Genomic DNA, 21,137 nt, shown 5'->3' with positions numbered 1-21,137 from the left:
GCGCAGACGGGCCGGGGGCGCAGACGGGCCGGGGGCGCAGACGGGCCGGGGGCGCAGACGGGCCGGGGGCGCGGGGAACCGTGTCGCGACCGGTCCGCCTCGTCGGCGGATCGTCGCGCGGTTCCCCGCGCCCCCGGGTGGGCCGTGGATGTGCCCTGAGCCGGATGTGCGGCTAGATGTGCACGGCGGGCCCGGCGTCGTTGGCACCCCGCTTGGTCAGCAGGCCGAGCAGCGCCGCCGCGAAGGCGATCACCGCGGCGACCGCGAAGGCCATCGACATGCCGCTGACGAAGGAGCTGTGCACCGCGTCCGCCATCGCGTGCACCGCCTGCTCGGGGGTGCCCTGCGGGGCCGGCGGGGCGATGCCGAGCTGGGCGGCCTGCTTGAGCTGCTCGCCCTGCGCGCCCTCGACCGGCGGCAGTCCGGCCTTGGACCAGTTGCCGGGCAGCGCGCTGGAGACCTTGGAGGCCATCACCGCGCCCAGCACGGCGGTGCCCAGGCTGCCGCCGACCTGCATCGCGGACTGCTGCAGGCCGCCGGCCACACCGGACAGCTCCATCGGGGCGTTGCCGACGATCACCTCGGTGGCACCGACCATGACCGGGCTGATGCCCAGGCCCATCAGCACGAACCAGAGCGACATGATGCCCGCGCCCGAGCCGGTGTCCAGGGTGGACATCCCGTACATGGCGACGGTGGTGAGCAGCATGCCGGTGACGATCGGGATGCGCGGGCCGACCTTGCCGATCGCGGCACCGGCCGCCGGGGCGCCGATGATCATCATTCCGGTCATCGGCAGCAGGTGGACACCGGCCTGGACCGGGGTCATCCCGTGCACGTTCTGCAGGTAGAAGGTGACGAAGAAGATCGCGCCGAAGAAGGCGAAGGCCATCAGGACCATCAGCAGCGTGCCGGCCGAGAGCGGCACCGAGCGGAACAGGCTGAGCGGGATCAGCGGCTCCTTGGCGCGGGTCTGCCAGAGCGCGAAGAGCACCATGGCGAGGATCGCGCCGCCGAGGAACAGCAGCGTGGTCGGGTCGCCCCAACCCCAGGTCGGGGCCTTGATGATGCCCCAGACCAGCGCGAACATCGCCAGTGACAGCAGCACGATGCCGGGTATGTCGAAGGACTTCGCGGCGTTCTCGGCCCGTACGTCACGCAGGATCCACAGGCCGAGCAGCAGGGCCGCCAGGCCGACCGGGACGTTGATGAAGAAGACCGACTGCCAGCTGACGTGCTCCACCAGCAGGCCGCCGACGATCGGGCCGGCCGCGGTGGAGGCGCCGATCACGCCGGCCCAGATGCCGATCGCCATGTTCAGCTTCTCGGCCGGGAAGGCGCCGCGCAGCAGGCCGAGCGCGGCGGGCTGGAGCAGCGCGCCGAACAGGCCCTGCAGGACGCGGAAGGCGATCACCGTCTGGATGTTGGTGGCGAAGCCGATCGCGGCCGAGGTGGCGGCGAAGCCGGTCGCGCCGACCAGGAAGGTCGCCTTGTGGCCGAACCGGTCGCCGATCTTTCCCGCGGTGATCAGGAAGACCGCGAGCGCCAGCAGGTAGCCGCTGGTGACCCACTGGATGTCGGCGGGCGAGGCGCCCAGGTCGGTCTGGATGACCGGGTTGGCGATGGCGACGACGGTGCCGTCCAGCGCGACCATCATCACGCCGACCGCGACCGTGAGCAGGGTGAGCCACGGGTGGCCCTGCAGTCCCCGCCGTTCCCCCGGCGGACCACCGCGCTGCGGCGGCAGGTCCGCCTTCTCCGTGTTGACGACGGACTGACTCATAGCTGGCCCTCCGGAGCACTGGAGACATGGCAAGTGGCGCCCCGGCCCACCCGTCCCCACGAGTCGTCCGGCCCGACGGGCGCCACTGACAGACGACATTATGTCAGCAGCTGACATTCGGCAAACGATGACTTGTGCTGATTGATGTCATATGTCAGAACGCTATCGTGGTGATGCCGACCACTCCTTCCCCCCGAAAGGCGCCCGCGTATGGCCGCGCAGCCCACCGAAGCGACCACCGACCCCGGCTGCCGGGTCCTCGGGCTGCGCGAACGCAAGAAGCAGCGCACCAGGGACTCCCTGGTCGAAGCGGCGCACCGGCTGTTCCTCGTCCACGGCTACGGCCGCACCACCATCGACGAGATCGCCGCCACCGTGGACGTCTCCCAGCGCACCTTCTTCCGCTACTTCGAGAACAAGGAGGAGGTCGCGCTGGCCGTCATGGCCGACGCCGAGGACTTCTTCATCGAATGCCTGCGCCGCCGCCCGGCCGAGGAGAACCCGCTGGAGGCCATGCGCGCCTCCATCACCGAGTCGTGGCGCAGCCTCGGCAGCGTGGAACACGCCGGCCCCGGCAGCGTCACCGCCGCGCTGGAACTCTTCGAGCTCATCGAGAGCACGCCCACCCTGCTCGCCGCCCACCTGCGGCACACCGCCGAGCAGGAGCGCCAGGTGACCGTCATCCTGGCCGAGCGCGAGGGCCTCGACCCGGTCACCGACCTGCGCCCCCGGCTGCTGGCGGCCGTCTTCGGCGCGGTCGTCCGGCTCTCCCACCTCTCCTGGACCTCGGACGCCGCCGCCCACCAGGTCGGCCCGGACGGCATGATCGCCCTGATCGAGCGCCACTTCGACCAGCTCGGGCCCGCCCTGGCCGGCTCCTGGCGGCACTGAGAGCGGCCGGCGCCGGGACCGTCCGGGGTCGTACCCGGGTACTACCCGCAGGACAGCACTCCCGTACGACGCCCCGGCCCGGTCCGGCCCCTACCCTGGGCCGGGATGAAGATCCGTCAGCTCACCTCAGTCCCGTCCACCCTGACCGCGCTGCCGATCCTGCTGGCAGACGCCCTGGTCACCCCGACCGGCGGCCACGAACCGCTGCTCGGCAGCGCCCGCCGCCCCTGGGTGCGCAGCCTGCCGTACCTGGTGGCGGTCGCACTGCTGGCAGTGCTGATCCCGACCGGGACCGTGCTCCTGCACACCGCCTACCGACTGTCGGTCCCGACCGCGGCGTCAGTCGCGGTCGCCCAGAGCGCCCCGCTGCTCGCGGCGGTCACCCGGCCGCTGGCCGTCTGGTGGGTGGTGTTCCCGGCCTCCCTCGCCGGGGCCGTGCTGACGGTGGGCACCCCGGCGGGGGCGGGCCCCTGGCCCTGGCCGGTCACCACGCTGATCGGGTACCTCTTCCTGATGCTGGCGCTGTCCCTGCGCGAGCGCGGACGCACCCTGCTGGCCGTCTGGCTGGTCACCACCCTGACGACGGCCGCCGCCGGAGCCGGGTTCACCCGGGCCGGGAACTCCGGCGCCCCGCTGCCGATCGTGCTCAGCGGGGCCGTGCTGGTGCTCGGCTGGAGCCTGCGCGGACGCGGCGAGGCCCGGCGGCTGCTCGCCGAGCAGGAGCAGATCAGCGAGGCCGAGCGCGGGCGGCGCACGCTGCTGGAGGAGCGCGCCAGGATCGCCCGCGAGCTGCACGACGTGGTGGCCCACCACATGTCGGTGATCACCGTGCAGGCGGACAGCGCCCCCTACCGGATCGCCGGGCTGCCGCCCGAGGCGGCCGAGGAGTTCGGCACCATCGCCGCCTCCGCCCGCAGTTCGCTCGCCGAGATGCGGCGGCTGCTCGGCGTCCTGCGCAGCGAGGAGAGCGCCCCCGACCGCACCCCGCAGCCCGGCCTGGACCGCCTCCCCGAGCTGGTCGACACCGTCGCCCGGGCCGGGGTGCGGGCCGAGCTGACCGTCACCGAGGCGGTCGGTGCACTCGGCGAACTCCCGCAGGCCGTGGGCCTGTCCGCGTACCGGATCGTCCAGGAGGCCCTGGCCAACGTGGTCCGCCACGCGCCCGGCGCCGCGGTCTGGGTCTCGGTCGCAGCCGAGGACGACACCCTGCGGATCACCGTGGTCAACGCCGGCGCGCCCGGCGGCACCGCCGAGGCGGGGATCGAGTCGCCGGAGGGCACCGGGCACGGGCTGGCGGGGATGCGTGAACGCGTCCGACTGCTGGGTGGCAGGCTGGACACCGGACCGCTGCCCGACGGCGGTTTCCGCGTGGCGGCCGTCCTGCCCGTCAACCAGCCCGAGGAGCCCGGCACATGACCATCCGCGTACTCATCGTCGACGACCAGGCGATGGTCCGGGCCGGATTCGCGGCACTGCTCAACGCGCAGAGCGACATCGACGTGGTCGGCGACGCCGCCGACGGCAAGCAGGCCCTGGAGGCAAGCGGGCGCACCCACCCCGACGTGGTGCTGATGGACGTCCGGATGCCCGAGATGGACGGCCTGGAGGCGGCCCGCCGCCTGCTCGACCCGCCGCCGGGCGTCGTCCACCGCCCGAAGGTGCTGATGCTGACCACCTTCGACGTCGACGACTACGTGTACGAGGCGCTGCGCGCCGGGGCCAGCGGCTTCCTGCTCAAGGACGCCCCGCCCGCCGACCTGATCGCCGCCGTCCGGGTCGTCGCCGCCGGCGAGGCGCTGCTGGCCCCCTCGGTGACCCGCCGCCTGATCGAGGACTTCGCCCGCACCCGGCCCGCACCCCGCCGCGACCCCCGGCTGCGTCTCAACGGCCTCACCCCCCGCGAGACCGAGGTGCTCGAACTGATCGCCCGCGGCCTCTCCAACCAGCAGATCGCCGAGCGCCTCGTCGTCGCCGAACAGACCGTCAAGACCCACATCGGCCGCATCCTCGCGAAGCTCGACCTCCGCGACCGCGCCCAGGCCGTCGTGCTGGCCTACGAATCCGGCCTGGTCACCCCGGGCCAGTAGCCCCGCACGGGCGGGCCCCGCCCGAGGGCCCGCCCCGCGCCTCCGCGCCCCCGCGCCCCCGCCCCCCGCAGCTCGCGCCCCGGCGCGGGAGGCGGCGAGTACTCCTGGCACCACGGTATGACTCCGTGATTGGCCCCGCAGGGTGACGTCCGACGGGTCGTCGTCTTCCTACCTTCCTCTCCGTTCGGTCCGAGGAGAGGGAGTTGGCGATGGCAGGTCGGTTCAGACGGGGGCTGGCGGCGGCCGCGGCGGCGGCCGTGGTGCTGGCGGGAGCCGGCGGGTGGGCGGCGGCGGACAGCCAGACGCCGGTGACCGGTCCGCCGGAGGGCAGCGCGGCGTGGGTGGCCGACAACACCCTGGGGGTACGGCTGCCGGACCCCGCCGAGGCCCCGGCCGCCGAGGTGGCCCGGTTCTTCGCCGGTCTGACCACGGCGCAGCGCGACGCCCTGGCGGCCCGCCACCCGCTGGTGGTCGGCAACCTCGACGGCGCACCGGTCGAGCTGCGCTACCGGGCCAACGCGCTGGCGCTGGCCGAGGAGCGCAGGCGCGAGCTGGCCCGCGCCGCCGACCCGGCGGTGAGCCCCTACCAGCAGCGCACCGCAGCGGAACGGGCCGACCGTTACGCAAAACTGACGGACCGTCAAATCCTTGCCTTCGACCCGCGCGGCCGCGGCCAGGTCGCCGAGGTGTTCGGAGACCTCGCCACCGCGGCCCGTACCGCGGTGGTGGTACCCGGCTCGGACGTCGACCTGATGACCTTCGACCGCACCACCGACCCGTACGGCACCCCGGCCGGGATGGCCCGGTCGCTGCGGCAGGCCACCGGCGACCGGGTGGCGGTGGTCGCCTGGGCCGGTTACACCACGCCCGTCGGAGTGGGCGTGGACGCGGCGACCGCCGATCTGGCCCGGGCGGGCGCCGCCCGGCTGAACCACTTCCTGGCCGGTCTCGCACCGGTCACCGGGCCGGTCGCGCTGTTCTGCCACAGCTACGGCTCCGCGGTCTGCGGGCTGGCCGACCCGAGCCCCGAGCAGGTCTCCGACCTGGTGGTACTGGGCTCGCCCGGGATGGACATCCCCGACGCACGGGCCCTGCGGGTGCCGCTGTGGGCCACCGAGCGCAACCCCACCGACTGGATCGGCAACGTCCCGTACGTCTCGGTACTCGGCCTCGGCCACGGCGCGGACCCGACCGCCACGGGCTTCGGCGCCCGGGTTCTCCCCTCGGCCGGCTCGCACGGCCACAGCGGCTACTTCGCCCCCGGCACGGCCTCACTGGCCGGCTACACCGCCGTCGCCCTCGGCAACCACGCCCGTGGCAACCACGCCCCCGTCGGCTGCGCCGACCGGAGCAGCCGCACCCAGACCCAGCAGAGCCGACCGACCCAGCAGAGCCAGGAGTGCCGCGATGTCCGTTGACCGTCTCCGCAGTTCCGCCGCCCGGGTGGCGGCCCGGACCCCCGCCGACCGCGACCGCGCCCTGGACGGGCTGCGCGCGCTCGCGCTGCTCGCCGTCCCGGTCGGCCACTGGCTGCTCGGCGGGCTCACCCTCGGAGGCGGCGTGCTGCACAACGCCAGCCCGCTCGCCTCACTCGGCTTCTTCGCCCCGCTCAGCTGGGGCCTGCAACTGCTCGGCGTGTTCTTCCTGGTGGGCGGGTACTCCTCGGTGCGCTCGCTGGAGCGGGCCAGGGCGCGCGGTGCGGGCACCCTGGACTGGCTGCGCGGGCGCACGGTCCGGCTGCTGCGCCCGGTGCTCGGGGTGGCCGCCGTGTGGGCCGTGCTGATCCCGCTGCTGGAGCTGCTCGGGGTGCCGCAGGGCACCGTACGGACCGGGACGGTCCTGGTGGTGCAGCCGCTCTGGTACATCGGCGTGTACCTGGGGCTGACCACGCTCACCCCGTACTGCGTGGCCGCCGGGCGGCGGCTGGGCGGCTGGGCGGCCGCTCCGCTGCTGGGCACCGTCGCGCTGGTGGACCTGCTGCGGTACGGCCCGTGGGCCGAGGCGATGCCGTCCTGGCTGGCGCTGGTGAACCTGGTGCCGGGCTGGATGTTCGGCTACCAGCTGGGCGTCTCCTGGGCGCAGGGCCGGATCGGGCGGGCCGGGGCCCGGACGCTGCTGCTGGGCGGCGGCGCGCTGTTCGTGGTCCTGCTGCTGGTCTTCCACTACCCGGCGAGCATGGTGGGCGTACCCGGCCAGGAGCGGACCAACTCGCACCCGCCGTCCCTGCTGGTGCTCGCCCTGGCGGCGCTCCAGTGCGGTGCCGCGATGCTGCTGCGGGAGCGGATCGCGCGCCTGCTGCGCCGGCCGCTGCTGTGGCTGCCGGTGGTGGTGGTCAACCTGTCCGCGATGACCATCTTCTGCTGGCACCAGACGGCGATGTACTCGGTGGCCCTGACCGCCTCGCGGCTTGGCGGCGCCGTACCGGGGCTGACCACCGCGCCGGACTCCGCGGGCTGGGTGCTGGCCCGGCTGGCCTGGCTGCCGCTGTTCGGGCTGGTCCTGGCGGCGATCGGGCGGTACGCGCGGCGCTTCGACGGCCCCTGGGGCCTGCGCGGGCCGGTCAGGGCGGCGGCGGGCGCGGCGGCGGCACTCTTCGCGGTGTACGCCCTCGGGGTGGTGTGACCCGTTCGGGGGACCGGCCCCGGGCGGCCGGGGCCGGGTGTTGTCGGTGGCCCGTTCTACGCTGGCGCCATGGTGACGTTCGATCAGTTCCTGACCATGGGCCTGGCCCTGCCGCACACCACCGAGCGGCTCACCTGGGAGACTCAGGTGACGCTGCGGGTCGGCGAGAAGATCTTCGCCATGGGCGACCCCGACGCCGGCTCGGTCTGCGTCAAGGCCAGCAAGGAGGACCAGGTCGAGCTGCTGGCCGCCGATCCCGCCACCTACGCGGTGGCGCCCTACGTCGGCCGACACGGATGGGTGCTGGTGAGTCTTGCCACAGTGGCGTCGGACGAGCTCCGCGACCTCATGACGGAGGCCTGGCGCAGCACCGCTCCGAAGCGTCTGGTCAAGGAATTCGAGGCAGCGGGCGGCGGTATGTGATCCATCGCACAGTTTGCACCCTGCACGGCCGCCGCTTCGAGCCCCTAACCTGGCTGACGAGTAGTTGGCGGTCGTACCACCATCGGGCCCGGCCCGCTGTGACGGTCACGGGTCCGAGGGAGTTGACGGCTTGCAGCGAAGGCTGACGAAACGCAGGCTCAGCCAGTACACGGCAGCGCGGCGCAGGCGTATCAAGCGCGTCCTGATAGGGGCGTTCGCAGGCTGCGCGGTCCTGGTGGACGCCGGAGCCGCCGCCGCGCAGGCCGCCGCCGCCAACGAGCAGCTGGCCATCTCCACCCCGCCGGCCGGCAGTGCCGAGTGGGTGGCCGACCACTCGCTGGGCCGGACCCTGCCCGACCCGGCCGGCGCCGACGCCCGCACCGTCTCTGCCTTCTTCGCCTCCCTCACGCCCGAGCAGGCCACCCGCCTCGTGGTCCGGTACCCGCTGGTGGTCGGCAACCTGGACGGCGCGCCGCTCAAGCTGCGCTACCAGGCCAACCGGCTGGCCATCACCGCCGAGATGGACCGGGCGCGCAACCGCGCCAACGACAAGCAGCAGAGCGTGAGCGAGCGCGCCGCCGCCAAGCTGCGCGCCGACAACAGCGAGGAACTGCTGGCCCCCGGCCGCCAGATCCTGGCCTTCGACCCGCGCGGCCGCGGCCTGGTCAGCGAGGTCTACGGCGACCTCGCCTCGGCCGAGCGGGTCGCGGTGCTGGTCCCCGGCTCGGACGCCGACCTCGCGCACTTCGACCAGCCCACCGACCCGCTGCGCTCCCCCTCCGGCATGGCCCGCGCCCTGCTCGACGAGGAGCACCGGCAGTCCCCGGCCACCCGCACCGCCGTGATCGCCTGGACGGGCTACGTCACCCCCCTGGGCCTCGGCCCGGACGCGGTCACCTCCCGGCTCGCCGAGGTCGGCGCGCCCCGGCTGGAACGTCTGCTCGACGGGCTGCGCGCGACCAGCCACCCGGACACCCCGCCGGCGCTGTTCTGCCACTCGTACGGTTCCGTGGTCTGCGGCGTCGCCGCGCCGAGGATCCACGCGGACCAGACCACCGACCTGGTCGTCTTCGGCAGCCCGGGGATGGGCGTGCAGAGCGCCGCCGAGCTGGGCGACGGCGTCCGGGTCTGGGCGGCCCGCAACCCCACCGACTGGATCGGCAACGTCCCGTACCTGGAGGTCGGCGGCCTCGGTCACGGCGCCGACCCGACCAGCCAGGACTTCGGGGCGATCCGGGTCTCCTCCACCGGCGCGTCCGGCCACACCGGCTACTTCGCGCCGAACACCTCCAGCCTGCACAACTTCGGCGACATCGCGCTCGGCCAGTACGGGAACGTCAGCCACCCGCCGACCACCGCCTGACCCGGAACCACGACGGGCCGGCCGGCTCAGGCCCCGGCCGGCCCCCGGCCGTACAGGTCGGCGATCTCCTCGACGGCCCGGGCGAGTTCGGCCCGGGCCTGCGGCGGCGCGAGAACCTCGACGTCGGTGCCGAAGGCCAGCAGGGAGCGCACCTCGACGAGCGCGCCGAAGCCCAGTTCGAGCTCCGTCCACTGGTCGACGGCCGTCACCGGGTAGCCGATCCGCTCGGGGTCGACCAGCACCGCACCGGCCAGCTGCGCGGGGATCACCTGGGTGCCGTGGATCTGCTGGATCTGGCCCAGCCGCCGCCGGTGCACCCGGACGGTGGCCCTGATCTCGTCGGCCGGGCGCTCGATCTGCTCGCGCAGCGCGGCCCAGACCTCCGCCAGGGCGAGGTCGGCCCGCCGCCGCACCGGCTCCTCCAGGGTCACCGCCGCCGCGATCCGGCAGACCCGGAACAGTCCCGGCTCGGCGTCGAGGTCGGCGACCAGGTACCAGACCCCGGCCTTGTTCACCAGCCCGTACGGGTCCACGGTGTGCTCGGTCGGATCGTCCTCGCCGCAGTGCCAGTAGCTCAGCCGCAGCCGCCGGTCGGCGAAGACCGCGCGCTGCAGCTCGGCCAGGTCGAGGGCCACCGGCTCGCCCCGCATCCAGTGCTTGGGGTCGACCAGGATGCGCTCGAAGGTCCGCTCGGCGGCCGGGCGGTGGACCGGCGGCAGCGCGGCCATCACCTTGCGCAGCGCCGAGCCGAGCGCGCTGCCCAGCCCGAGGGCGTCGTGCGCGTCCGGCGCGAGCAGCACGAAGAGCGCCCGGGCCTCCTCGGCGGTGAGCCCGGTGACGTCGATGCGGTACCCGCAGAGCAGGTTGACCCCGCCGTACCGCCCGCGCTCGGTCCACACCGGCACACCGGCCGCCGACAGCGCCTCCACGTCCCGGTAGATGGTGCGGACGGACACCTCCATCCGCTCGGCCAGTTCGGCCGCCGGGATCCGCCTCCGGGTCTGCAGCAGCAACAGGATCGAGAGCAGCCGGTCAGCTTTCACGGGGCCAGAGCCTAACCGGGACAGGCCGAAAACCTGACAGCGGGTGTCAAGTTTTTCCAGCAGAGTGTTCTCGATACGTATAACCTGCCCGAGGAACGGACGCACCCACCATGGACACCCCCGACGACCCCCGAGTGCTCTACCAGCGCGCCCTGGACCAGCTGGAGCGGCTGTTCTCGGTGGTGACGCCCGAGCTGCTCACCGCACCGACCCCGTGCAGCCGGTACGACCTGCGGGCACTGCTCAGCCACACCGTCGGCGGCGTCCACCGGATCGCCTACGTCGGCGAGGGCGGGCGGGCCGAGGAGGTGCCGTCCTGGGCCGAGGCGATCGGGGACGCCGAGTGGGCGGACGCCTTCATGCTGGCGCGGGCCCGGTTCACCACCGCGTGGGCGGACGGCGCCGTGCTCGACCGGATCGCGGTGGTGCCGTGGGACGAACTCTCCGGCCGGGCCGCCCTCGCCGGATACGTGGTGGAGGCCACCGCCCACTCCTGGGACATCGCCCAGGCCGTCGCCCCCGGCATCCCGCTCGACGAGCGGCTGGCCCACGCCTGCCTCCCGCTCGCCCGCCGCTTCGCACCCGGCGAACGGCGCGGCGGCAGAGTCCCGTTCGCCGCGGTCCAGCCCGTCCCTCCCGGCGCCGACGCCTACACCCGCCTGGCCGCCTGGCTGGGCCGCCAGGTCTGACCCCCGGTGGGTGAGGACGGGCGCCCGGCCCCAGACCCCGTCCCCGCGCCCCGGCCGGTGCGGCTACTCCCGCGCGGCGGAGGTGAAGGTCATGTCGGCGTACCGGTCGCCCGCCACCCGCCCGGCGATCGGCTCCAGCTCGACGAGCTCCTGAGCGGTGAGCCGCAGGGTCGCCGCCGCGGTGTTCTCGGCCAGCCGGGAGCGCTTGCGGGTGCCGGGAATCGGCACCACGGTGAGCCCGTGCACCTCGGCCCGCTGGTGCACCCAGGCGAGCGCCACCTGGGCCGCACTGACGCCCCGCTCGGCGGCGATCTTCTGGATCGGCTCGACCAGCGCCGCGTTCCGGGTCGCGTTGTCCCCGCTGAACTGCGGGTGCGCACGCCGGTAGTCGCCCTCGGAGAGCTGCTCGGCGGCCTTGAACACCCCGGTCAGGAAGCCCCGCCCGAGCGGCGAGTACGGCACGAAGCCGACCCCGAGCTCGGCGGCGGCGGGCACGGCGGTGTGCTCGACGTCCCGGGAGAAGATCGACCACTCCGACTGGAGGGCGGCGATCGGGTGCACGGCGTACGCCTCGCGCAGCTCGTCACCGGTCACCTCGGACAGCCCGAGGTGCCGCACCTTCCCGGCCTGGACCAGCTCGGCCATCGCGCCGACCGACTCGGCCAGCGGGACGTTCGGGTCGCGGCGGTGCATGTAGTACAGGTCGATGACGTCCACCCCGAGGCGGCGCAGCGAGGCGTCCACGGCGGCGCGGATGTACCCGGGCTCGTTCCTGATGCCCCGGTAGGCGGGGTCGTCCGCGCGGCGCTCGATGGCGAACTTGGTGGCGAGCACGACCTTGTCGCGGTTGGCGCGGATGAAGGGGCCGATCAGCTCCTCGTTCGCGCCGGAGCCGTAGACGTCGGCGGTGTCGAACAGGGTGACGCCGAGGTCGAGGGCGGCGTCCAGGGTGGCCAGCGCCTCTGCGGTGTCGGTCGGGCCGTAGAACTCGCTCATGCCCATGCAGCCGAGGCCCTGGATGCCCACGACGGGGCCGTTGCTGCCGAGAACAGCGGTGGGGAGAGTCATGCGCTCTGCTTCTTCCTGTCGCTCTGATCGTGCTGATCACGCTGGTCGTTCAGGTCGCTCAGGCCGCTGTGACCGCGCGGATCGCACTGGTCGCGCTGGTCGAGCTGGAGACCCGTATAGATGTTGATCTTGTAGTCGAGGACCGCGAGGGTCGCGTGCAGATCCGCGAGCTTCTGCCGGACCTCCTCGCGGTGCTCGACCAGGAGGTCGCGGCGGGCCTCGACGGTCTGGTCGCCGGCCCTGGCGAGCTCCACGTAGCGGAGCATGTCGGCCACCGGCATCCCGGTCAGCCGCAGCCGGTTGAGGAAGCCGAGCCGGTTCAGGTCCGCGTCGCTGTACCGGCGCTGGCCGGAGTACGAACGGTCGATCGGGTCCAGCAGGCCGATCCGCTCGTACCAGCGCAGCGTGTGGGCGGTCAGGCCGCTGGCCGCGGCAACCTCGCTGATGCTGTGCCGCGGGGTGCGGTCGGCCTGCGGGCCCGACGTGCGGTAGGCGTCGGAGCAGCTGGGCGAACCGGCTTCGAGCGGTGAAATCGTTGCCATGGTGGCCCCCTGTCGGTCGGCGATGACTACGAAGTTACCGAGTTGGAGCGCACTCTAAGCAAGCCTCCCACGCGGCACTCCCGCCCGGCTGGTTAGAGTCGGCGCATGCAGAGCTTGCGGATGATCGAGGACTGGCCGGTGCCGAACGCGGCAACCGCCGTGGTACGTGGCGCGGACGGCGCCGTGCTGGGTGAACACGGGCCTCGGGAGCGGCTGTTCCCGCTGGCGTCGGTGACCAAGCTGCTCACCTCGTACGCGGTGCTGGTCGCGGTCGAGGAGGGGGTGTTCGAGCTGGACGACCCGGCGGGCCCCGCGGGTTCGACCATCCGGCACCTGCTCGCGCACACCTCGGGTCTGGCCTTCGACGAGCACCGGACGATGGCCGAGCCCGGCAACCGGCGGCTCTACTCCAATGCCGGGTTCGACGTCCTGGCCGACACCCTGACCAAGGCCGCCGGGATCAACTTCGCGCAGTACGCCGCCGAAGCCGTGTTCGAGCCGCTGGGCATGCGGGCCACCCTGATCAACACCGCCCACCGCTCCCCGGCCGGTGCCGGCGGCCTCTCCACCCTGGCCGACCTGATCCGCTTCGCCGCCGAGCTGCAGGCGCCCACGCTGCTGGACCCGTCCACCGTGCGCGCGGCCACCCGCGAGGTCGCGTACCCGGGGCTGAGCGGTGTCCTGCCGGGCTTCGGGCACCGCCGCCCCAACGACTGGGGGCTGGGCTTCGAGATCCGCGGCGAGAAGTCGCCGCACTGGACCGGCACCGCCAACTCGCCGGAGACTTTCGGCCACTTCGGCCAGTCGGGCACCTTCCTGTGGGTCGACCCGGTCGGCGGCGTCGCCTGCGTCGCCCTGACGGACCGGGACTTCGGGCCGTGGGCCGCCGAGGTCTGGCCGCAGTTCAACGACGCCGTCCTCGCCGAGCTGCGCGGCTGACCCGCCGCCAGCCGGACACCCGGATCCGGGCCGGCCGGCCCCAACCGGCCCGGGCCGACCCGGACTCCGCCTTCTCACCCCGGCACCGTCAGGACACCCCGGCCCCCGGCAGCCCGGAGCCGGACGCGGAGGGCGAGAGCCCCGAGGGCGGGACGGACGACGGCGCTGAGGACGGCGCCGACGGCGAACCCGACGAGGAGCCGGAGGGCGATCCCGACGGCGATCCGGACGGCGATCCGGACGAGGACGCGGACGAGGACGCGGACCCCGACGAGGAGGGCGACGCCGACGTCGACGGCATCGCCGGCAGCGAGAACACGTTTCCGGGCGTCACGATCCGGGTGATCTCCTCACCGAAGAGCGTCGAGTTCTCCGAACCCTGGTACCCCACATCGGTGTTGGTGAGCACCACCAGCGTGGCCTTCGCGGACGGCAGGTAGAGGACGAGGCTCTGGTAGCCGGGCAGCGACCCGTTGTGCCCGACCCATCCGTTGTCCACGAACACCCCGAGGCCGTAACCCGTGTTGGGGTAACCGGTCGGCAGCGCCTGCATTCGCTGCGCCTGGGTGCCGGGGCTCAGCAGCGAGCCCGTGGCCAGGACCCCGGCCCAGGTCTGCAGATCGGCGAGGTTGGAGATCATGGCCCCGGCCGCCCACCCCCAGGACGGGTTCCAGTCGGTCGCGTCCACGGTCGAACCGTTCGGCGTCTGGTTGGTGTAGCCGCGCGCATGCGGGTCGGGGAACGACGCGTCGGTCGGGAAGACCGTGTGCTGCAGTCCGGCCGGAACGATCACCTGCTGCTTCAGGTAGTCCTGGAGCGACTGGCCACTGACCTTCTCCACCACCATGCCGAGCAGCACGGTGTTGGTGTTGGAGTACTGGAACTGGCTCCCCGGCTCGAAGGCCACCGGGTGCTTGAAGCCGTACGCCAGCAGCTCCTGCGGCGTGAACGCCCTGGTCGGGTGGGAGGCCAGCAGATTGACGAAGTCCTGGTCCGATGTGTACGGGTAGAGGCCGCTGCGCATATCCGCCAGCTGCCGCAGGGTGATCCGGTCCCCGTTCGGCACACCGGTGACGTACTTGCCGATCGGATCGTCCAGCCCGACCTTGCCCGCGTCCACCAGGCGCAGCAGCGCGGTGACGGTGAAGGTCTTGGTCACGCTGCCGATCCGCATGTTCAGGTCGGTCGTCATGGCCGTGTTGGTGCTGCGGTCGGCGACCCCGAACGCCTTCGTGTAGGTGCCGTTGCCCGGGATCGAGAGCCCGACGATCGCACCGGGCACGCCCGCCTTCTGGAGCACCCGGTTGATCGCCGCATCGAGCTGCGCGGCCACCGCGGGGGACAGCTGCACTGCCGGACTGCTGGAACCGGACGCGGAGCCCGAGGCCGGGTCGGAGCCGTAGCCGGAGACGGGGGAATCCGGGGCGGCGGCCTCCAGTTCGGAGGTCCCGGAGCAGCCCGCGCCCGCGAGGAGGGCGCCGACGGCGAGAATCGCCACGGCTATCCTGCGTCGCGATCCGCGCACACACCGTTGCTGGGAGGGGTCAGCCATGTCGAAGCGCCTCTCTGGGCGGGAGTGGGGGGAAGCGGCCCGCGACTTCGCCCCGCGGTCGGGGCGGTACGGGCCATCGCCAACGTAAGTCGCCGCCTCGCCGCCCGCGACGCCATCGCCCTTCCACTGACCCGTTCGGTGCACCCCCCGGTGGCCGGACGCCCTCCCTCGCTCTCAACACCGACCCCTCGGCACCGACCCCTCGCGGCGCAGCCGCTCAGCCGTAGGTCAGCGGCGAGTGCATCTCCCACAGCAGCAGCTCCACCCCGTCGGGCCCCGCCGTCGGATCGGCGAACGCGTCGCCGGTGGCCCGGACGCTGTCGCCGGCCTCCATCGAACGCCCGCCGCCCTGCGGTCCCGGCACGGTCCGGTAGCCGAGCGAACCGACGGTCAGATGCACGTACCGGTAGGGCGCCTGCGGCAGCGCGGGCAACGGCTGCCACGGCCCGGCGGTGACTAGGTGGAGCGCGGCGTCGCTGCGGCGCAGCCTGAGCGCGGCGGTGCCGGCGTCCCGTTCCAGTCCGGAGGCGAGCAGGGTCAGCCCGTCCGCGGACGGCTCGACGCGGCGCAGCCCGTACGTCGGTGAGGCATCGAAGGTGTCCGGCTGGAGCCACATCTGGACGAAGCGCACCGGCACCTCGGCCCCGCCGACGTTGCGCTCGGTGTGGCTGACGCCGGAGCCCGCGCTGAGGTGCTGGACCATGCCGGGGCGGACCACCCCCGCGTGGCCGTCGCTGTCCCGGTGGGCGAGGGCACCCTCGACGACCCAGGTGAGGATCTCGGTGTCGCGGTGGCGGTGCTCGTCGAAGCCCGCGCCGGGGGCCAGGGTCTCCTCGTTGCAGGCGAGCAGGGCACCGAAGTGGGTGTTCTTCGGGTCGTAGTGCCCGGCGAAGGAGAAGGCGTGCCTGGTCTCGATGCCTTCGGCCGGCGTGGAGCGGTAGCGCTCGGGTGCTCGGCGCAGGTCGGCACGGGGGCGGGTGGCGGCGTCAGTCACGCCTGACACCGTAGCGGGTGTGACCGGGGCCACCGTCGTAACCGGTGGGGGTGTGCACGAGCACCTACCGGCGTGAGGCAGGCTTGTCCTGTGCCAGCCGCTTCAGCGAATTCCGACAAGAAGTCCGGGGCCACGAAGGCCGTGCCTGCGAAGGCCACGACCGGCAAGGCCGCCGCGCCCGGGCCAGAGCCCGAGGACACCGGGCCCGCGCAGGCTGCGGCGAAGGCCGCCGTCAAGGCGCCCGCCCGGACCACCGAGCGCGCGCGCAGCGGCCGCAGCGGCCGGCTGACGGCGCAGGAGCGCAAACTCGCCGCCGAGCGGGCCGAGTTGCGTGCGGCGACGCTCAAGCGGCTGGAGAAGTCCTCGGGCAAGCTGGCCAGCGCCGCGATCGCGCGGATGGACGACCAGCTGGGCTGGTACCGGCGGATGCCGCCGGAGCACCGCTCCTGGATCGGCCTGGTCGCCCAGGCGGGCATCGCGGCCTTCACCGAGTGGTACCGCCACCCGGAGGCCCCGCAGGCGATCAGTACGGACGTCTTCGGCACCGCCCCGCGCGAGTTGACCAGGGCGATCACCCTGCGGCAGACCGTGGAGCTGATCCGCACCACCATCGAGGTGATGGAGGAGGCGATCGAGGAGGTGGCCGCCCCCGGCGACGAGGCCGGGATGCGCGAGTCGGTCCTGGTGTACGCCCGGGAGATCGCCTTCGCCACCGCCCAGGTCTACGCGCAGGCGGCGGAGGCACGCGGTGCCTGGGACGCGCGTCTGGAGGCGCTGGTCGTCAACTCGCTGCTCTCCGGTGACGCGGACGAGGGAGTGCTCTCCCGCGCGGCCGCGCTGGGCTGGGGTCAGCCGAGCCAGGTCCGGGTGGTGATGGGCAGCGCCCCGGACGGGGACAGCGAGCTGGTGGTGGAGGCGATCCGCCGGGCCGCCAGGTACGCCAAGCTGCACGTGCTGACCGGTGTGCTGGGCAAGCGCCTGGTCGTGGTGGTCGGCGGCGACAAGGAGCCGGTGCACGCCGCGCGGGCGCTGATCGGCCAGTTCGCGCCGGGCCCGGTGGTGGTCGGCCCGACCGTGCCCGACCTGCTCTCGGCGACCAGGTCCGCGCATGCCGCGGCCGCTGGTCTACGGGCCTGTGCGGCCTGGCCGGACGCCCCGCGTCCGGTGCTGGCGGACGACCTGCTGCCCGAGCGGGCGCTGGCCGGTGACCGGGCCGCGCGGCGGCAGCTGGTGGAGGAGATCTACACACCGCTGGACGAGGCGGGCTCGGCGCTGCTGGAGACGCTGAGTGTCTACCTCGAACAGGCTTCCTCGTTGGAGGGGGCCGCCAGGATGCTCTTCGTCCACCCGAACACCGTGCGCTACCGGCTGCGACGTGTGACCGACGTCACCGGCTATGCTCCGTCCGACGTACGGTCGGCGTTCACCCTGCGCATCGCCCTTGCGTTGGGCCGTCTCGGATCGGTCGCCGAGCAGGGCTGACCCCGCCCTGTAGGGACTCCACAATCCCGCGTGCTTTTCTTCGTTACCGTCGCCTACCCGCCCCCGGGTGCCTGGCGAGAGAGGGTTGAACCGTGCTCGTAATCGTTGCCCCTGGACAGGGTGCCCAGACTCCCGGCTTCCTCAGCCCCTGGCTGGAGCTGCCCGGCGTGGCCGACCGGCTTCAGCGCTGGTCCGCCGTGGCCGGGCTCGACCTGGTCCGCTTCGGCACCGAGGCGGGCGAGGAGGAGATCAAGGACACCGCCGTCGCCCAGCCGCTGCTGGTCGCGGCCGGCCTGCTCACCGCCCGTGCCCTGTTCCCCGACGAGGCCGAGGCCCGCAAGCTGGTCGGCGCGGTCGCCGGCCACAGCGTCGGTGAGATCACCGCTGCCGCCGGTGCCGGCGTGCTGAGCGCGCACGACGCACTGACCTTCGTCCGCGAGCGCAGCCTGGCCATGGCCGAGGCCGCCGCCGCGACCGCGACCGGGATGGCCGCGCTGCTCGGCGGCGACGCCGAGGCGGTCGCCGCGAAGCTGGCCGAGCACGGCCTGACGGCCGCCAACAACAACGGTGGCGGGCAGATCGTCGCCGCCGGCACGCTGGAGCAGCTGGCCGCGCTCAAGGCCGACCCGCCGGCCGGCGCCCGGCTGATCCCGCTCAAGGTGGCCGGTGCCTTCCACACCGAGCACATGGCCCCGGGCGTGGAGCGCCTCGCCAAGCTGGCGCCCACCCTGACGGTGTCCGACCCCGCGGTTTCGTACGTCTCCAACAAGGACGGCGAGGTCGTCAGGACCGGCGCCGAGGTACTGGACCGCCTGGTCTCCCAGGTGTCCAACCCGGTCCGCTGGGACCTGTGCATGGAGACCCTGCAGCAGCTCGGCGCCACGGCCGTCATCGAGCTCGCTCCGGCCGGCACCCTCACCAACCTGGTCAAGCGCAACATCAAGGGTGTGGCGACGCTGGCCCTCAAGACCCCCGCCGATCTCGACAAGGCGCGCGCGCTGGTCGCGGAGCACGGCGGTCAGGAGCTCAACGCATGATCACCCCGCAGATCCGCCCCTCGACCGGCGCCGCGTACTCGCGGATCCACGGAGTGGGCGGCTACCGTCCGGTCCGGGTGATCCCGAACGCCGAGGTGCTGAACTGGATCGACTCCTCCGACGAGTGGATCCGCACCCGCAGCGGGATCGCCGAGCGCCGCTGGGCGGGCCCGGAGGAGACCGTCACCGAGATGTCGGTGCAGGCGGCCGGCAAGGCGATCGCCCAGGCCGGGATCGCCCCCGAGCAGATCGGCGGTGTGATTGTCGCCACCGTCTCGCACCTCAAGCAGACCCCGGCCGTCGCCACCGAGATCGCTGAGCGGCTCGGCTGCGGCACCGCCCCGGCCTTCGACATCTCGGCCGCCTGCGCGGGCTTCGGCTACGGCCTGAGCCTGGCGGACGGCATGGTGCGCGGCGGCAGCGCCGGGTACGTACTGGTGATCGGCGTGGAGCGGCTCAGCGACCTGACCGACACCTCGGACCGCTCGACCGCCTTCATCTTCGGTGACGGCGCGGGCGCGGCCATCGTCGGCCCGTCCGAGACCCCCGGGATCGGCAAGGTCATCTGGGGCGCGGACGGTTCGCAGAAGGACGTCATCTCGCAGACCCAGGCGTGGGACACCGCCTTCGCCAAGGACGACGCCGTCAACGGCGCCGGTGACGAGGTGAAGTGGCCCGCGCTCCGGATGGAGGGCCAGACGGTCTTCCGCTGGGCCGTGTGGGAGATGGCCAAGGTCGCCCAGCAGGCGCTGGACGCCGCCGGGATCACCGCCGACCAGCTCGGTGCGTTCATCCCGCACCAGGCCAACATGCGGATCACCGATGCCATGATCAAGGCGCTCAAGCTGCCCGATTCGGTCCCGGTGGCCCGCGACATCGTCGAGACCGGCAACACCTCCGCGGCCTCCATTCCGCTCGCGATGGAGCGGATGCTGGAGGCCGGTGAGGCGAAGAGCGGAGACCTCGCGCTGATCATCGGCTTCGGGGCGGGTCTGGTCTACGCGGCAGCAGTCGTTACTCTCCCCTAGGCAACATCACCGCCAGTTGCACCACCGTGACCCGCACCCGTGGGCACGGCACGGAAAACCTGCCGACTGTCCACCGGGCAGTGGGCCAGCCACAGTGAAGAGGAGCAGCCGATATGGCTACCAAGGACGAGGTCCTGGAAGGTCTCGCTGAGATCGTCAACGAGATCGCAGGCATCCCGGCCGAGGACGTCGAGCTCGACAAGTCCTTCACCGATGACCTGGACGTCGACTCGCTGTCCATGGTCGAGGTCGTCGTTGCCGCCGAGGAGCGCTTCGAGGTGAAGATCCCGGACGACAAGGTCAAGGACCTGAAGACCGTCGGCGACGCCGTGGACTACATCCTCGCCAACGCCGCCTGATCACCCTTCGGTCCTCCGTGACCGAATCGGCCGGCCGGGCGCCCCGCGCGTCCCGGCCGGCCACCCCCCGGCCCCTCCCCAGGCCGGTCCCCTCCCGGCCACGTCCTCGGCCCGCCCACCCTCCCCGCACAACGTGAGAGAAGAAGAAACCAGTGACCGCTGAAAATCGCACCGTGGTCGTCACAGGTATCGGCGCCTTCACGCCGCTGGGCGGCACCGCCGCCTCGTTCTGGGAGGGCCTGCTCGAGGGCCGTTCCGGTGTGGTCGAGCTGACCGAGGAGTGGGCCGCCGACCTGCCCGTCCGGATCGCCGCGCGCACCGCGGTGGAGCCGGGCGAGGTCCTCCCCCGTCCGCTGGCCCGCAAGCTGGACCGCTCCGCGCAGTTCGCGGTGATCGCGGCCCGCGAGGCCTGGGCCGACGCCGGCTTCGATACCTCCGCCACCGACGAGTCGTCCAAGCTGGCGCCCGAGCGCCTCGGCACCGTGATCGCCTCCGGCATCGGCGGCGTGACCACCCTGCTCGACCAGTACGACGTACTGAAGGAGAAGGGCGTCCGCAAGGTCTCCCCGCACACCGTCCCGATGCTGATGCCCAACTCCCCGGCGGCCAACGTCGGCCTGGAGGTCGGCGCCCGCGCGGGTGTGCACACCCCCGTCTCCGCCTGCGCCTCCGGCGCCGAGGCGATCGGCTACGCGATCGAGATGATCCGCAGCGGCCGCGCCGACGTCGTGGTGGCCGGCGGCACCGAGGCGGCGATCCACCCGCTGCCGATCGTCGCCTTCGCCAACATGATGGCGATGTCCAAGAACAACGAGGAGCCGCAGCGCGCCTCCCGCCCGTACGACAAGGCCCGGGACGGCTTCGTGCTGGGCGAGGGTGCCGGCGTGGTCGTGCTGGAGTCGGCCGAGCACGCCGCCGCCCGCGGCGCCCGGGTGTACTGCGAGGCCGTCGGCCAGGGCCTGTCCTCCGACGCCCACCACATCGCGCAGCCGGAGCCGACCGGGGCCGGTATCGCCCAGGCGCTGGCCGGCCTGTTCGCGCAGACCGACCTGGACAAGGCCGACGTCGTGCACGTCAACGCGCACGCCACCTCGACCCCGCAGGGCGACGTCGCCGAGATCAAGGCACTGCGCAAGGAGCTCGGCGAGCACGTCGACCACATCGCCGTCTCGGCCACCAAGTCGATGACCGGCCACCTGCTGGGCGGCGCCGGCGGCATCGAGACCGTCGCCACC

The 21,137-nt window shown here is 73.1% G+C and carries 20 protein-coding genes; 14 read left to right on the top strand and 6 right to left on the bottom strand.

What is annotated here, in order from left to right; all coding sequences use genetic code 11:
- Positions 1-172: 172 nt before the first annotated feature.
- Entirely contained in the window at positions 173-1,783 is a 1,611-nt protein-coding gene (locus UK12_RS19495; protein ID WP_045304321.1) for an MFS transporter, read from the bottom strand.
- 210 nt (positions 1,784-1,993) lie between these two features.
- Here UK12_RS19495 and UK12_RS19490 point away from each other — a divergent pair, with 210 nt between their 5' ends.
- The 7 genes from UK12_RS19490 to UK12_RS19460 all read left to right on the top strand — a co-directional run bounded on the left by UK12_RS19490 (position 1,994) and on the right by UK12_RS19460 (position 9,169).
- Positions 1,994-2,674 carry a TetR/AcrR family transcriptional regulator gene (locus tag UK12_RS19490; RefSeq protein ID WP_045304320.1) on the top strand — a complete coding sequence of 227 codons (681 nt, stop codon included), beginning with the start codon at positions 1,994-1,996 and terminating at the stop codon, positions 2,672-2,674.
- Positions 2,675-2,779: 105 nt separating this feature from the next.
- Positions 2,780-4,090, top strand: a complete 1,311-nt coding sequence (locus UK12_RS19485) for a sensor histidine kinase (protein ID WP_045304319.1) — start codon at positions 2,780-2,782, stop codon at positions 4,088-4,090.
- The gene (locus UK12_RS19480) at positions 4,087-4,761 is read left to right on the top strand and encodes a response regulator (protein WP_045304318.1); all 675 of its coding nucleotides are present in this window, start codon (positions 4,087-4,089) and stop codon (positions 4,759-4,761) included. Before UK12_RS19485 ends, UK12_RS19480 begins: the two co-directional genes overlap by 4 nt.
- A 209-nt stretch (positions 4,762-4,970) precedes the next feature.
- Positions 4,971-6,179 (top strand): alpha/beta hydrolase, encoded by a 1,209-nt coding sequence (locus UK12_RS19475; RefSeq protein ID WP_063838290.1) that lies wholly within the window; start codon positions 4,971-4,973, stop codon positions 6,177-6,179.
- Positions 6,169-7,383 (top strand): acyltransferase family protein, encoded by a 1,215-nt coding sequence (locus UK12_RS19470; protein WP_045304317.1) that lies wholly within the window; start codon positions 6,169-6,171, stop codon positions 7,381-7,383. The genes UK12_RS19475 and UK12_RS19470 overlap by 11 nt, the downstream gene beginning before the upstream one ends.
- A gap of 69 nt (positions 7,384-7,452) precedes the next feature.
- Positions 7,453-7,806: an MmcQ/YjbR family DNA-binding protein gene (locus UK12_RS19465; RefSeq protein ID WP_052682002.1), complete on the top strand. Its 354-nt coding sequence runs from the start codon at positions 7,453-7,455 to the stop codon at positions 7,804-7,806.
- A 130-nt stretch (positions 7,807-7,936) separates the two neighbouring features.
- On the top strand, positions 7,937-9,169 hold the full coding sequence (locus UK12_RS19460) for an alpha/beta hydrolase (protein ID WP_197084999.1): 1,233 nt from the start codon (positions 7,937-7,939) through the stop codon (positions 9,167-9,169).
- A gap of 26 nt (positions 9,170-9,195) precedes the next feature.
- Here UK12_RS19460 and UK12_RS19455 read toward each other — a convergent pair whose 3' ends face one another.
- Positions 9,196-10,212 (bottom strand): helix-turn-helix transcriptional regulator, encoded by a 1,017-nt coding sequence (locus UK12_RS19455; protein ID WP_045304316.1) that lies wholly within the window; start codon positions 10,210-10,212, stop codon positions 9,196-9,198.
- A 110-nt stretch (positions 10,213-10,322) separates the two neighbouring features.
- On the opposite strand from UK12_RS19455, the gene UK12_RS19450 reads away from it, so the two are divergent.
- Positions 10,323-10,901: a TIGR03086 family metal-binding protein gene (locus UK12_RS19450; RefSeq protein ID WP_045304315.1), complete on the top strand. Its 579-nt coding sequence runs from the start codon at positions 10,323-10,325 to the stop codon at positions 10,899-10,901.
- A gap of 63 nt (positions 10,902-10,964) precedes the next feature.
- Here the strand turns inward: UK12_RS19450 and UK12_RS19445 are convergent, their stop codons facing one another.
- Entirely contained in the window at positions 10,965-11,969 is a 1,005-nt protein-coding gene (locus UK12_RS19445) for an aldo/keto reductase (RefSeq protein WP_045304314.1), read from the bottom strand.
- The gene (locus UK12_RS19440) at positions 11,966-12,511 is read right to left on the bottom strand and encodes a MerR family transcriptional regulator (protein WP_063838289.1); all 546 of its coding nucleotides are present in this window, start codon (positions 12,509-12,511) and stop codon (positions 11,966-11,968) included. Before UK12_RS19440 ends, UK12_RS19445 begins: the two co-directional genes overlap by 4 nt.
- Positions 12,512-12,616: 105 nt before the next feature.
- On the opposite strand from UK12_RS19440, the gene UK12_RS19435 reads away from it, so the two are divergent.
- Positions 12,617-13,450, top strand: a complete 834-nt coding sequence (locus UK12_RS19435) for a serine hydrolase domain-containing protein (RefSeq protein WP_045304313.1) — start codon at positions 12,617-12,619, stop codon at positions 13,448-13,450.
- Positions 13,451-13,538: 88 nt separating this feature from the next.
- On the opposite strand, the gene UK12_RS19430 is transcribed toward UK12_RS19435, so the two are convergent.
- Together UK12_RS19430 and UK12_RS19425 are read right to left on the bottom strand one after the other, a co-directional pair.
- Positions 13,539-14,948 (bottom strand): serine hydrolase domain-containing protein, encoded by a 1,410-nt coding sequence (locus UK12_RS19430; protein ID WP_063838288.1) that lies wholly within the window; start codon positions 14,946-14,948, stop codon positions 13,539-13,541.
- Between the two features lie 271 nt (positions 14,949-15,219).
- Positions 15,220-15,996, bottom strand: a complete 777-nt coding sequence (locus UK12_RS19425; protein WP_045304312.1) for a pirin family protein — start codon at positions 15,994-15,996, stop codon at positions 15,220-15,222.
- A gap of 90 nt (positions 15,997-16,086) precedes the next feature.
- Between UK12_RS19425 and UK12_RS19420 the strand changes: the two genes are divergently transcribed.
- The 5 genes from UK12_RS19420 to UK12_RS19400 form a co-directional block, all read left to right on the top strand.
- On the top strand, positions 16,087-17,478 hold the full coding sequence (locus UK12_RS19420; protein ID WP_331386658.1) for a PucR family transcriptional regulator: 1,392 nt from the start codon (positions 16,087-16,089) through the stop codon (positions 17,476-17,478).
- A 92-nt stretch (positions 17,479-17,570) separates the two neighbouring features.
- Complete coding sequence (locus tag UK12_RS19415; protein ID WP_045304311.1) at positions 17,571-18,515, top strand: ACP S-malonyltransferase; 945 nt, start codon at positions 17,571-17,573, stop codon at positions 18,513-18,515.
- Entirely contained in the window at positions 18,512-19,543 is a 1,032-nt protein-coding gene (locus UK12_RS19410; RefSeq protein WP_197084998.1) for a beta-ketoacyl-ACP synthase III, read from the top strand. The genes UK12_RS19415 and UK12_RS19410 overlap by 4 nt, the downstream gene beginning before the upstream one ends.
- A gap of 113 nt (positions 19,544-19,656) precedes the next feature.
- Positions 19,657-19,902 (top strand): acyl carrier protein, encoded by a 246-nt coding sequence (locus tag UK12_RS19405; RefSeq protein ID WP_045304310.1) that lies wholly within the window; start codon positions 19,657-19,659, stop codon positions 19,900-19,902.
- A gap of 152 nt (positions 19,903-20,054) precedes the next feature.
- A partial coding sequence (locus UK12_RS19400; protein ID WP_045304338.1) for a beta-ketoacyl-[acyl-carrier-protein] synthase family protein occupies positions 20,055-21,137 on the top strand: 1,083 nt, incomplete at its 3' end.

The organism is Saccharothrix sp. ST-888, assembly GCF_000955975.1.
Classification (GTDB): Bacteria; Actinomycetota; Actinomycetes; order Streptomycetales; family Streptomycetaceae; genus Kitasatospora.
Note: the sequence above shows the minus strand (reverse complement) of the source record. Positions and strands in the feature narration are given on the sequence as shown.